Source organism: Pseudomonas mandelii (assembly GCF_006438925.1).
Taxonomy (GTDB): domain Bacteria; phylum Pseudomonadota; class Gammaproteobacteria; order Pseudomonadales; family Pseudomonadaceae; genus Aquipseudomonas; species Aquipseudomonas mandelii_C.
Map to the genome: position 1 here is coordinate 105,230 of NZ_RCZA01000011.1, position 13,247 is coordinate 118,476.

A 13,247-nucleotide genomic window follows, 5' to 3' on the forward strand; every position below is an offset into this window, starting at 1 on the left:
CTACCGGCATTCCTGACCCAGGAATGCCGGGCACGCCTAACCGGCTGATGAGGTACACCACAAGATGTTTAGTTTTATTGCCCGCCGATTGGGGTTATTGATCCCCACGTTCTTCGGCATCACCTTGCTGACTTTCGCGTTGATTCGCATGATTCCTGGCGACCCCGTGGAAGTAATGATGGGCGAACGTCGAGTCGACCCCGAAATGCATGCTCAGGCAATGGAACGCCTAGGTCTGAACAAACCCCTGTATGCCCAATACCTGGATTACATCGGCAAGTTGGCCCACGGCGACCTTGGCCAATCCCTGCGTACCCGTGAAAGCGTCTGGAGCGAATTCACGTCTCTATTCCCCGCGACCCTGGAACTGTCCACGGCCGCCCTGTTGTTCGCCGGCGTCCTGGGCCTTCTGGCCGGGGTGATCGCGGCACTCAAGCGAGGATCCCTGTTCGACCACGGGGTGATGGGCATCTCCCTGGCGGGATATTCGATGCCGATCTTCTGGTGGGGCCTGATCCTGATCATGTTCTTCTCGGTGTCCCTGGGCTGGACCCCGGTGTCCGGGCGGATCGACCTGCTCTATGACATCGAGCCGCGGACCGGTTTCATGCTCATCGACACGCTACTGGCCGATGACGTCGGTGCATTCTTCGATGCCCTGCATCACCTGATCCTGCCGGCCATTGTGCTCGGCACCATCCCGCTGGCAGTGATCGCGCGGATGACCCGCTCTTCGATGCTCGAAGTGCTGCGTGAAGACTACATCCGTACCGCCCGCGCCAAAGGCCTGTCGCCGTCGCGCGTGGTATTCGTCCACGGCCTGCGTAACGCGCTGATTCCGGTACTGACCGTGGTCGGCCTGCAAGTCGGCACATTGCTGGCCGGTGCGGTCCTGACCGAAACCATCTTCTCCTGGCCCGGCATCGGCAAATGGCTGATCGAAGCCATTGGCGCACGGGACTATCCCGTGGTGCAAAACGGCATCCTGTTAATCGCCTGCCTGGTGATTCTGGTCAACTTCGTAGTGGACATCCTCTACGGCTTTGCCAACCCACGCATTCGTCACCAGCGCTGAGATCATTATGACCATGACCACTTCAATTCCAGCGGTAGCAGTCGATCAAAGCCTGCTGTATCCGTCTCCCTACAAAGAATTCTGGCAAGCGTTCTCCAAGAACAAAGGCGCCGTCGCCGGCCTGCTGTTCATGCTGCTGGTGATTTTCTGCGCACTGTTCGCCCCTTGGGTGGCACCGCATAACCCGAGCGAGCAGTACCGCGACTTCCTGCTGACCCCGCCGTCCTGGCTGGAAGGTGGGCAAATCCAGTTCCTGCTCGGCACCGATGAACTGGGTCGCGACCTGCTGTCGCGGCTGATCCACGGTTCGCGCCTGTCCCTGCTGATCGGCTTGTCGTCGGTGGTGATGTCGCTGATTCCGGGCATCCTTTTGGGTCTGTTCGCCGGGTTTTTCCCGCGCTTGCTCGGCCCGACCATCATGCGTCTGATGGACATCATGCTGGCTCTGCCGTCCCTGCTGCTGGCGGTGGCAATTGTCGCCATCCTCGGCCCTGGCCTGATCAACACCATTATTGCCATCGCCGTGGTTTCGTTGCCGTCCTATGTTCGTCTGACCCGCGCCGCGGTGATGGGTGAACTGAACCGCGACTACGTGACCGCCGCGCGCCTGGCCGGTGCCGGTCTGCCACGCCTGATGTTCGTCACCGTGCTGCCTAACTGCATGGCGCCGCTGATCGTTCAGGCGACCTTGAGTTTCTCTTCGGCGATTCTCGATGCCGCCGCACTGGGCTTCCTCGGCCTTGGCGTTCAACCGCCAACCCCTGAGTGGGGCACCATGCTGGCTTCGGCTCGCGACTACATTGAACGCGCCTGGTGGGTCGTCAGTCTGCCTGGTTTGACCATTTTGCTCAGCGTGCTGGCAATCAACTTGATGGGCGACGGCCTGCGCGATGCGCTGGACCCAAAACTCAAGAACGCCGCCTGAGGAGATTCAAATGTCACTGTTAGAAATCAAGAATCTCAACGTTCGCTTCGGCGACAAGAACGCCGTTCCGGTGGTCGACGGTCTCGACATTACCGTGGACAAGGGCGAAGTTCTGGCCATCGTTGGCGAATCGGGTTCCGGCAAGTCCGTGACCATGATGGCGCTGATGGGCCTGATCGAACATCCGGGGATTGTCACCGCCGACGCCCTGAATTTCGACGGCAAGAACATGCTCAAACTGAGCAACCGTCAGCGTCGGCAGATCGTCGGCAAAGACCTGGCGATGGTTTTCCAGGACCCGATGACCGCGCTGAACCCGAGCTACACCGTCGGTTTCCAGATCGAAGAAGTGCTGCGCCTGCACCTGAAAATGTCCGGCAAGCAAGCTCGCGCACGCGCCATCGAACTGTTGGAAAAAGTTGAAATCCCGGGCGCCGCCAGCCGTATGGATGCTTACCCGCATCAACTGTCCGGTGGTATGAGCCAGCGTGTTGCGATCGCCATGGCGATTGCCGGCGAACCGAAATTGCTGATCGCCGACGAACCAACCACCGCACTGGACGTAACGATTCAGGCGCAGATCATGGACCTGTTGTTGGCCCTGCAGAAAGAGCAGAACATGGGCCTGGTGCTGATCACTCACGACCTCGCGGTCGTGGCCGAAACCGCTCAGCGCGTGTGCGTGATGTACGCCGGCCAAGCGGTCGAAGTGGGTCAGGTGCCTCAGCTGTTCGACATTCCGGCGCACCCGTACAGCGAAGCGCTGCTCAAGGCGATTCCGGAACATAGTCTGGGCGCCACCCGCCTGGCGACGCTGCCGGGCATCGTTCCCGGTCGTTATGACCGTCCGCAGGGTTGCCTGCTGTCGCCGCGTTGCCCGTATGTGCAGGATACCTGCCGTCAGCAACGTCCAACCCTTGACCCGAAAAGCAACAGCCTCGCCCGCTGCTTCTACCCGTTGAATCAGGAGGTGGCGTAATGGCCGTCGTACTTACCGCCCGCGACCTGACCCGTCACTACGAAGTGTCCCGTGGCCTGTTCAAGGGCCATGCGACCGTTCGAGCCCTGAACGGTGTGTCGTTCGAACTGGAAGCCGGCAAGACCCTCGCTGTCGTCGGTGAATCGGGCTGCGGCAAATCCACCCTGGCCCGTGCCCTGACGCTGATCGAAGAGCCCTCCTCAGGCTCCTTGAAAATCGCCGGGCAGGAAGTCACTGGCGCTGACAAGGCTCAACGCAAGCAACTGCGCAAAGACGTGCAGATGGTGTTCCAGAGCCCATACGCGTCGTTGAACCCCCGGCAGAAAGTCGGTGATCAACTGGCCGAGCCGCTGCTGATCAACACCAACCTGAGCGCCGCCGAACGTCGCGAGAAAGTCCAGGCGATGATGAAGCAGGTGGGCTTGCGTCCTGAGCATTACCAGCGTTATCCGCACATGTTCTCCGGCGGTCAGCGCCAGCGGATCGCCCTGGCCCGCGCGATGATGTTGCAGCCTAAAGTGCTGGTCGCAGATGAACCGACCTCGGCGCTGGACGTGTCCATTCAGGCGCAAGTGCTGAACCTGTTCATGGACTTGCAGCAAGAGTTCAACACCGCTTACGTGTTCATCTCCCACAACCTGGCGGTGGTGCAACACGTCGCCGATGACGTAATGGTGATGTACCTCGGCCGTCCGGTAGAAATGGGCCCGAAGAACGACATCTACGAGCGTCCTCTGCACCCGTACACCCAGGCGCTGCTGTCGGCCACCCCGACCATTCACCCGGACCCGAACAAGCCGAAAATCAAGATCGTCGGCGAATTGCCCAACCCGCTGAACCCGCCATCCGGCTGCGCTTTCCACAAGCGCTGCCCGTACGCGACCGAGCGCTGCAGCACTGAAGAGCCGGCCCTGCGCCTGCTCGACAGCCGCCAGGTGGCTTGCCACTACGCCGAGCAGTTCCTCGACGGCGCGGCATAAAAAAACGCGCCTCAGTCACTGAGGCGCGCTTTTTCAGAGTTAACCAAACCCCTTCTGCCTGGGCTGCGCATCAGTCCGATAGAAGGGGTTTTTCTTTTGCCTGTTATTTAAGCCCCTTTATCCTCGTCGGTGTCCGGCTCGTCAGTGGTCGAGTCGTCATCGCCCTCGCTGCCACCCTGATCCTGGTCGCCCGGCTCAGATTCGGATTTGGCGATCATCAGGGCCGTATGCGTCACCGGCCCGCTCGAGGCCTGCTCACCGTGGTCCTGGCACTCTGCCCACGCCGCCGACATGCCAACGGACAGCATCACCAAAACCTTAAACAACAGCACAATGCGTTGAAAAATGCTCATAGCCGATTCCATCCTTTCTTGAGTGGTGCATGGGGTGCGTGTCTGACGCTCAGTGAAATCTAGTTCCGATTCACCCGGTTCTCCAGATAGGACGCTAACGAATGGACAGAATGCCGCCGAGAGGGAGATTGGTTTTGCATAATGGCTATAACCAGATCAGCTAAGTGAAGCGGACTCGCCGTGCGCCGAGGAGAGAACCCGTTGCCGCTCCGACAAACGTGTTGCTTGATAAAACAGCGGTATGGACAACAGCGCCAGCGCCGCGCTGGCGAGCCAGACGCTATGCCCACCGAAATGACCATAGAGCTGGCCACCAAGCGCAGGCGAAAGCAGCGCACTTGCACTCCAGCACATGAAAAAAAGACCAAAGTAATGCCCGCTTTTTCCTCCTTGCGCATGCTGCATGACCAGCACATTCAGGGGCGGCATGAAAAAAGCTTCGCCAAGCGTCCAGATAACCGTCGACAGGCAGACATAGAGCACCCCGGAACCCAGGGGCAACATCCCGAGCCCGCAGGCCAGTAAAAGGCTACCCGCCAGCAGTTGGCGACGCACGCCCCAATGCTCACTCCAATGAGATAACGGAATTTGCAGCAGCACCACCAGCGATGCATTGAGTGCAAATTGCCACCCGATGACTTCAGTGCTCAGCTGGTAGAACTCGAGTAAGTAATTGCCCAACATGCTGTAGACCGGGTCAAAGGCCAGGCCGAGCACGACAGAAGCCGCCAACAACCACAGGAAAGGTTTGTCTCGATACGGTACGGATGAACCTGAAGCAATTTCAGGCACCACATCCGGTATCAGAACCGGCCGATGAAATGTCGTCCGGACAAACCACAACAACGCCAACAGCGTCATGGCTGCACTGACAAAAAACACCCAGCGAAAATCAGTCTGCGCCAGGACCCCACCCACCACCCCGGCGACCGCCATACCCAGGTTTCTGGCAACACGACTCAATGACTGCGCACGAGCACGCTGCGCAACCTGGCAATACTCCATGATCAACCGCTGATGAAGGGTGCGAATAGCACCATCAAGTACACCGCTGAACAGCAGCAACCCAGCCAGCAAAGGTACGTCAGTGACCAGCCCCAACAAGACCAATACCCATGCCGAGACAAAAAACAACGCGGCAGTGAGCCGCGCCGTGGAGAAATGATCACTCAGTAGTCCGCCGGCCATTGACCCTATCAGCAAGCCGGCCCCGTATCCGGATAACAACCAGCCAACGGTTTCAATCGCAAGTCCCAGTTCGTGGCGCAGGTACAACGCCATAAACAGCTTGACCATGGTGCTCAAGCGATTGATGAACAACAGCGCCGCCAGCACCCAGGCCATTACGCAGAAATAGCCGGCCGGCCGCAGCAGGTGAGTGAGCCGACTGGTCATTCCATTGATCCCTTGTAGTCGCTGCTTGTGAAGTGTCCTCTGAACGTTAGACGTCAACGCTTTCGTTGTCGCGGGTAAAAATCCCGAGAACAGAAAAGCAGAGACAAGCTACGAAATCAGGAAAAAAGGCCTACAGAAAAACCCTACCCAACAATCGATTCGAGCTCGCTCAATAAGCAAAAAAAAGCCCACTGTTGTTCACAGTGGGCTTTTGGCTTTCGCAACTCAGCGCTTAGTGATGCTCACGCGTCGCACGGAATTTCACGTCCGGCCAGCGCTCTTCCATCAACGCCAGGTTGACCCGCGTCGGGGCCAGATAGGTCAGGTGACCGCCGCCGTCGATGGCGAGGTTTTCCACAGCCTTGACGCTGAACTCTTCGAGCTTCTTCTTATCGCTGCAATCGATCCAGCGTGCGGAGTACACGGTGATCGGCTCGTAGGAGCACTCGACCTTGTATTCCTCTTTCAAACGGCTGGCGACCACATCGAACTGCAGCACACCGACGGCACCGAGGATGATGTCGTTGCTGCGCTCAGGGAAGAACACCTGCGTGGCGCCCTCTTCTGCCAATTGCTGCAAACCTTGACGCAGTTGCTTGGATTTCAGCGGATCACGCAGTCGCACGCGACGGAACAGTTCCGGGGCGAAGTGCGGGATACCGGTGAAGCCCAAGACTTCGCCTTCAGTGAAGGTGTCGCCGATCTGGATGGTGCCGTGGTTGTGCAGGCCGATGATGTCGCCGGCAAACGCTTCTTCCAGTTGCTCACGCTCGGAGGAGAAGAAGGTCAGCGCATCGCCGATCCGCACGTCCTTGCCGGTGCGCACGTGGCGCATCTTCATGCCTTTTTCGTACTTGCCGGAGCAGATACGCATGAAGGCGATGCGGTCGCGGTGTTTGGGGTCCATGTTCGCCTGGATCTTGAACACGAAACCGGCGAATTTCTCTTCAACCGGCTCCACGGTGCGCTCGTTGGCGACACGGGCCAGCGGTTTCGGCGCCCAGTTGACCACAGCGTCGAGCACGTGATCGACACCGAAGTTGCCCAATGCAGTCCCGAAGAACACCGGGGTCAGTTGGCCGTCGAGGAATTCCTGTTGATTGAATTCGTGACAGGCGCCCTGCACCAGTTCCAGCTGATCGACGAAGCGATCGTACTCGTCGCCCAAGTGTGCGCGGGCTTCATCGGAGTCGAGTTTCTCGATGATTTTCACATCGGTGCGCTCGTGGCCGTGGCCAGCGGTGTAAACGATGATGTAGTCGTCGGCGAGGTGATAAACGCCCTTGAAATCGCGGTAGCAACCGATCGGCCAGGTGATCGGCGCCGCCTTGATCTTCAGGACCGCTTCGATTTCGTCGAGCAGTTCGATCGGGTCGCGGATGTCACGGTCGAGTTTGTTGATGAAGCTGACGATCGGCGTGTCACGCAGACGGCAGACGTCCATCAGCGCGATGGTCCGTGGCTCTACACCCTTACCGCCGTCGAGAACCATCAATGCCGAGTCAACCGCCGTCAGGGTGCGGTAGGTATCTTCGGAGAAGTCTTCGTGGCCCGGGGTGTCGAGCAGGTTGATCATGTGGTCGCGATACGGGAACTGCATGACCGACGTGGTAATGGAAATACCCCGTTGTTTTTCCATTTCCATCCAGTCGGAGGTGGCATGGCGGTCAGACTTGCGAGATTTCACCGTGCCAGCAATCGCAATCGCCTTGCCCATCAGCAAGAGCTTCTCGGTGATGGTGGTTTTACCGGCATCGGGGTGGGAAATAATGGCGAAAGTGCGGCGTTTCGCGACTTCGGCGGCCTGTTTGGTCATGGGAAATCGCCTGGCAGGTGATTCAAAAAAGGGCGGCGAGTATAGCCCAAAACGTGACCTACGGACCACCGTTCGCCCGTGTAGCAGCTGCCGAGCCTGCGAGGCTGCGTTCGGCGGCGAAGCCGTCGTAAAACCAGGCGCCGCGGTGCATCAGGCATACCGCGATGGGTGACTTGACGACGACTTCGTCGCCGAACGCAGCCTCGCGGGCTCGGCAGCTGCTACATCGGGTAATCGAGATCAACGGTGGCTAATTGCTGCTAAATATGGAACCTTTTAAAAGGTGCAGACGTCCACTCCCCTGTTACGGCACTCGTACCAGGGGCTGAAAAATCAGCAAGTTAGCCTGACGAGGCTGCGCTTATGGCTCGATCTCATGCGGTTTAACCAGCATGAAGAGCTGCTTCTCGCGAACGTTGATAATCCCGGCAGCCAGGAATGGCATGCCCCACGGGACTGCGTTCGCCGACAAAGAAAAAGGAGTCCGCCTGTGGCTATTCGCTATGGCAAGGGGCTGATAGGAGGTGCGGTTGTCGTCGCCCTCCTGGCCCTGCTGGTCCACTGGATTGGCATCAACACGATCGAACATTACCGCGACGATTTGTTGTTTTACCTGCAAGCCCATTTGATTCTCGTCCTCGCTTCCATGCTGGCCGCACTCGTTGTGGGCATACCCGCCGGCATCTTCCTCAGCCGCCCGACCATGGTGGGCCGCGCTGAACGCTTCATGCAGATCTTCAACATCGGCAACACCGTGCCGCCTCTCGCCGTACTGGCCATCGCCCTGGGCATCCTCGGCATCGGCAGCGGCCCCGCGATTTTCGCCCTGTTCCTCGCCTCGCTGTTGCCGATTGTGCGCAACACCTATGAAGGCCTGAAAAACGTTCAGGGTTCGCTCAAGGAAGCGGCCGTCGGCATCGGCATGACACCGACTCAGGTGCTGTGGCGGGTCGAACTGCCAAACGCCGTGCCGATCATCATCGGTGGCGTGCGCGTGGCGCTGGCAATCAACGTCGGTACCGCACCGCTGGCGTTCCTGATTGGCGCCAACAGTCTGGGCAGCCTGATTTTCCCTGGCATCGCCCTGAACAATCAGCCGCAACTGCTGCTCGGCGCGGCCTGCACCGCCCTGCTGGCCTTGCTGCTCGACGGCCTGGTGACACTCGCCAGCCGCCTCTGGCTCGAACGCGGCCTCCGCCCGTCTTAAGCCTCGGCAAAGGAATTTTCATGAAAAAAGTATGCTTATTTTTAGGCTGCGTTCTGCTGTTCGCAGGATTTGCCCAAGCCGCTGAAAAACCGGTGATCCGCATCGGCGCCCGGGTGTTCACCGAACAAACCCTGCTGGCGGAAATCACCTCCCAATACCTGCGCACCAAGGGTTACGACACTCAGGTGACCGGCGGTCTGGGCAGCAACCTGGCCCGCAGCGCCCACGAAAGTGGTCAGCTGGATTTGATGTGGGAATACACCGGCGTGTCGCTGGTGGCTTACAACCACATCACTGACAAGCTCGACAGCGCTCAGTCCTACGCCAAGGTGAAAGAACTCGACGCGAAAAAAGGCCTGATCTGGCTCACCCCGTCGAAATTCAGCAACACCTACGCCCTGGCCCTGCCGGAAAACACCGCGAAGGCTTACCCGCAGATCAACACCATCAGCGAGCTGAACACGGTGCTGCAGGCTGAAGCGAAGACCAATCACCTGGTCGCGCTCGACACCGAGTTCGCCAACCGTTCCGACGGTCTGGACGGCATGGTGGACCTCTACGGCATGAACCTGACCCGCAAAAACATCCGGCAGATGGATGCTGGTTTGGTCTACACCGCCCTGCGCAATGGTCAGGTATTTGCCGGTCTGGTCTACACCACGGACGGTCGTTTGAACGCCTTCAAGCTGAAACTGCTGGAAGACGACAAGCACTACTTCCCGGACTACACCGCTGCGCCGGTGGTGCGTCAGGTTTACCTCGATGCCCATCCGAAACTCGCCGAAGAACTCAAGCCGCTGGCCGAACTGTTCGACGACGTCACCATGCGCCAGCTCAACGCACGGGTCGATGTCGATCACGAAAGCCCTTCATCCGTTGCCGCAGACTTCCTGCGCCAGCACCCCATCAAATAAGGAGGAAAAGACATGGAATTTCTGAACGCCTTTTCCCATCTCGACTGGCCGCTGGTCCTGCAACTGACCGGGCAGCACATCACCCTGGTCGGCATTGCTGTGACGCTGGCAATCCTCGTCGGCGTGCCGCTGGGCATCCTGATGACACGCTTCCCGACCCTCGCCGGCCCCTTGCAGGCCAGCGCCACGGTGCTGCTGACCGTGCCGTCGATTGCACTGTTCGGCCTGCTGCTGCCGTTCTACTCCAAATTCGGCCAGGGCCTGGGGCCGATGCCGGCGATCACTGCAGTGTTTTTGTACTCGCTGCTGCCGATCATGCGTAACACCTACCTGGCGCTGACCGGCGTCGATCCCGGCATTCGCGAAGCCGCCCGCGGCATCGGCATGACCTTCGGCCAGCGCTTGCGCATGGTTGAACTGCCGATCGCGGTGCCAGTGATCCTCGCTGGTGTGCGCACCGCCGTGGTCATGAACATTGGTGTCATGACCATCGCCGCCACCATCGGCGCCGGTGGCCTCGGTGTACTCATTCTCGCTTCCATCAGCCGCAGCGACATGTCGATGCTGATCGTCGGCGCCGTGCTGGTCAGTCTCCTGGCCATCTTCGCCGACCTGCTTCTGCAATGGCTGCAACGCACGCTGACTCCAAAAGGACTCCTGAAATGATCGAACTTCAAAACCTCAGCAAGACCTTCCAAAGCAACGGCAAAGATGTGAAAGCTGTGGACTCGGTAAGCCTGACCGTCAATGAAGGCGAGATCTGTGTGTTCCTCGGGCCATCGGGCTGCGGCAAAAGCACCACGCTGAAAATGATCAACCGCCTGATCAAGCCGACCTCCGGCAAGATCCTGATCAACGGCGAAGACACCACCGACCTCGACGCCGTGACCCTGCGTCGCAACATCGGCTATGTGATCCAGCAGATCGGTCTGTTCCCGAACATGACCATCGAGGAAAACATCACCATCGTTCCGCGCTTGCTGGGCTGGGACAAACAGAAATGCCACGACCGCGCCCGCGAGTTGATGAGCATGATCAAGCTGGAACCCAAGCAGTACCTGAATCGCTACCCGCGTGAATTGTCCGGTGGGCAACAGCAACGGATCGGCGTGATTCGTGCCTTGGCGGCGGATGCTCCGCTGTTGCTGATGGACGAACCATTCGGCGCGGTCGACCCGATCAACCGCGAGATGATCCAGAACGAGTTCTTCGAGATGCAGCGCGCGCTGAACAAGACCGTGATCATGGTCAGCCACGACATCGATGAAGCCATCAAACTGGGCGACAAGATCGCAATCTTCCGCGCCGGCAAGCTGCTACAGATCGATCACCCGGATACGCTGCTGGCGCATCCGGCGGACGACTTTGTCAGCAATTTCGTCGGCCAGGACAGCACCCTCAAGCGTCTGTTGCTGGTGAAAGCCGAAGATGCAGCGGACAACGCGCCGTCGGTCAGTCCCGAAACCCCGGTGGCTGAAGCGCTGGAGTTGATGGACGAACTGGACCGTCGTTATGTAGTGGTGACGTGTGCCGAGAATAAGGCGCTGGGCTATGTGCGCCGTCGCGACCTGCACCGTCAGACCGGTACTTGCACGCAATACCTGCGCGAATTCAACGCCACCGCCGTTTATGACGAACATTTGCGCATCCTGCTGTCGCGCATGTACGAGTTCAACCGCTCGTGGTTGCCGGTGATGGATGCGGAGCGGGTGTTCCTGGGGGAGGTGACTCAGGAGTCGATTGCCGAGTACCTGAGTTCCGGTAAGTCCCGTGGGGGCAAGACCAGCATTGTTTCGCCGGCTGAGACTGCTGTCGCCTGATCTGACGCCTTCGCGAGCAAGCTCGCTCCCACAGAGGTTCTGTGATGTGCATGAAATCTGTGCAACCACACAAATCTCTGTGGGAGCGAGCTTGCTCGCGATTGGGGCAACACAAATCCCTCTGAAACCCCTCAAATATCCCTTCTACGGGAACATCACACTGTCATGCAGGTCGGTTACATCAGTAGCTGTCCGGGACCGCACGACGGATGCGTGCAAAAACGCGACATTTTTTGTTGATCTCAAGCCCCTCACGCCCTAAAGTTCGCGCCGAACGTCCATGCTGGAAACGATCCATCCGGCTCAAGTACTGACGACGAGACAGCAAGGCCAAGGGAAAGCACCGCTTCCCATGGCCTTTTTGCTTTCGGCGACATGCCTTGGGAAGTAGGCGAACCAAAGTGGGGATACGGAGGACGTTCATTTGCACCCATTGATTAATCTAGTTTGCCAGTAGGAGTTCCCAGCATGTCGATCAACGTCGAAGACTATTTCGCGCGCGATACCTTCAACAAAATGAAGGCGTTCGCCGACAAACAAGAAACCCCGTTCGTGGTGATCGACACCGCGATGATCAGCCAGGCCTATGACGACCTGCGCGCCGGTTTCGAATTCGCCAAGGTCTACTACGCGGTCAAGGCCAACCCGGCCGTCGAAATCATCGACCTGCTCAAAGAGAAAGGCTCGAACTTCGACATCGCGTCGATCTACGAGCTCGACAAAGTGATGAACCAGGGCGTCGGCCCGGATCGCATCAGCTACGGCAACACCATCAAGAAATCCAAAGACATTCGCTACTTCTACGAGAAGGGCGTGCGTCTGTATGCCACCGACTCCGAAGCTGACCTGCGCAACATCGCCAAGGCTGCACCAGGTTCGAAAGTCTACGTGCGCATCCTCACCGAAGGCTCGACCACCGCTGACTGGCCGTTGTCGCGCAAATTCGGCTGCCAGACCGACATGGCCATGGACCTGCTGATCCTCGCTCGCGACCTGGGCCTGGTGCCGTACGGCATCTCGTTCCACGTCGGCTCGCAACAGCGCGACATCAGCGTCTGGGACGCGGCGATCGCCAAGGTCAAAGTGATCTTCGAACGTCTGAAAGAAGAAGACGGCATTCACTTGAAGCTGATCAATATGGGCGGCGGCTTCCCGGCCAACTACATCACCCGCACCAACAGCCTGGAAACCTACGCTGAAGAAATCATCCGTTTCCTCAAGGAAGACTTCGGTGACGACCTGCCGGAAATCATCCTGGAACCAGGCCGTTCGTTGATCGCCAACGCCGGCATCCTGGTCAGCGAAGTGGTGCTGGTCGCCCGTAAATCCCGTACCGCGGTAGAGCGATGGGTGTATACGGATGTGGGCAAGTTCTCCGGCCTGATCGAAACCATGGACGAAGCCATCAAGTTCCCGATCTGGACCGAAAAGAAAGGCGAGATGGAAGAAGTCGTCATCGCCGGCCCGACCTGCGACAGCGCCGACATCATGTACGAGAACTACAAGTACGGTTTGCCGCTGAACCTGGCGATTGGTGATCGTTTGTACTGGTTGTCGACCGGTGCTTACACCACCAGCTACAGCGCGGTTGAGTTCAATGGCTTCCCGCCGCTGAAGTCGTTTTACGTGTAAAAACCACGCGCAGGAATCAAAAGCCCATGACGTGTCATGGGCTTTTTTGTGTCTGAAATACGCCCCCGAAATCACCCCCCCCCCTGTAGGAGCTGTCGAGTGCAACGAGGCTGCGATCTTTTGATTGTTAAGGGCAAGATCAAAAGATCGC

At 58.7% G+C, this 13,247-nt stretch carries 12 protein-coding genes; 9 read left to right on the plus strand and 3 right to left on the minus strand.

Going from position 1 to position 13,247, the window contains the following annotated elements; all coding sequences use genetic code 11:
• Positions 1-64: 64 nt before the first annotated feature.
• From EAH74_RS24140 to EAH74_RS24155, 4 genes are read left to right on the plus strand one after another with little or no spacing between them, the layout of a single operon-like run.
• Complete coding sequence (locus tag EAH74_RS24140; RefSeq protein ID WP_123365249.1) at positions 65-1,075, plus strand: ABC transporter permease subunit; 1,011 nt, start codon at positions 65-67, stop codon at positions 1,073-1,075.
• 13 nt (positions 1,076-1,088) lie between these two features.
• Positions 1,089-2,000 (plus strand): ABC transporter permease subunit, encoded by a 912-nt coding sequence (locus EAH74_RS24145; protein WP_140681591.1) that lies wholly within the window; start codon positions 1,089-1,091, stop codon positions 1,998-2,000.
• Between the two features lie 10 nt (positions 2,001-2,010).
• The gene (locus EAH74_RS24150) at positions 2,011-2,979 is read left to right on the plus strand and encodes an ABC transporter ATP-binding protein (protein WP_129438545.1); all 969 of its coding nucleotides are present in this window, start codon (positions 2,011-2,013) and stop codon (positions 2,977-2,979) included.
• Positions 2,979-3,959: a peptide ABC transporter ATP-binding protein gene (locus tag EAH74_RS24155; protein ID WP_140681593.1), complete on the plus strand. Its 981-nt coding sequence runs from the start codon at positions 2,979-2,981 to the stop codon at positions 3,957-3,959. Before EAH74_RS24150 ends, EAH74_RS24155 begins: the two co-directional genes overlap by 1 nt.
• Positions 3,960-4,066: 107 nt before the next feature.
• Here the strand turns inward: EAH74_RS24155 and EAH74_RS24160 are convergent, their stop codons facing one another.
• The 3 genes from EAH74_RS24160 to EAH74_RS24170 form a co-directional block, all read right to left on the minus strand.
• Positions 4,067-4,312, minus strand: a complete 246-nt coding sequence (locus EAH74_RS24160) for a hypothetical protein (RefSeq protein WP_140681595.1) — start codon at positions 4,310-4,312, stop codon at positions 4,067-4,069.
• Positions 4,313-4,468: 156 nt separating this feature from the next.
• Entirely contained in the window at positions 4,469-5,707 is a 1,239-nt protein-coding gene (locus tag EAH74_RS24165; RefSeq protein WP_140681597.1) for an MFS transporter, read from the minus strand.
• 232 nt (positions 5,708-5,939) lie between these two features.
• The gene (locus EAH74_RS24170; RefSeq protein ID WP_123365244.1) at positions 5,940-7,523 is read right to left on the minus strand and encodes a peptide chain release factor 3; all 1,584 of its coding nucleotides are present in this window, start codon (positions 7,521-7,523) and stop codon (positions 5,940-5,942) included.
• A 490-nt stretch (positions 7,524-8,013) separates the two neighbouring features.
• On the opposite strand from EAH74_RS24170, the gene EAH74_RS24175 reads away from it, so the two are divergent.
• From EAH74_RS24175 to EAH74_RS24195, 5 genes are all read left to right on the plus strand, one after another.
• On the plus strand, positions 8,014-8,730 hold the full coding sequence (locus EAH74_RS24175) for an ABC transporter permease (protein ID WP_008148956.1): 717 nt from the start codon (positions 8,014-8,016) through the stop codon (positions 8,728-8,730).
• A gap of 20 nt (positions 8,731-8,750) precedes the next feature.
• Positions 8,751-9,644: a glycine betaine ABC transporter substrate-binding protein gene (locus EAH74_RS24180; RefSeq protein ID WP_140681599.1), complete on the plus strand. Its 894-nt coding sequence runs from the start codon at positions 8,751-8,753 to the stop codon at positions 9,642-9,644.
• 12 nt (positions 9,645-9,656) lie between these two features.
• Entirely contained in the window at positions 9,657-10,310 is a 654-nt protein-coding gene (locus tag EAH74_RS24185; protein WP_008148960.1) for an ABC transporter permease, read from the plus strand.
• Complete coding sequence (locus tag EAH74_RS24190; RefSeq protein WP_140681601.1) at positions 10,307-11,464, plus strand: betaine/proline/choline family ABC transporter ATP-binding protein; 1,158 nt, start codon at positions 10,307-10,309, stop codon at positions 11,462-11,464. Before EAH74_RS24185 ends, EAH74_RS24190 begins: the two co-directional genes overlap by 4 nt.
• Positions 11,465-11,932: 468 nt before the next feature.
• Positions 11,933-13,096, plus strand: a complete 1,164-nt coding sequence (locus tag EAH74_RS24195) for a type III PLP-dependent enzyme (protein WP_027924486.1) — start codon at positions 11,933-11,935, stop codon at positions 13,094-13,096.
• The last annotated feature ends 151 nt before the right edge of the window (positions 13,097-13,247 follow it).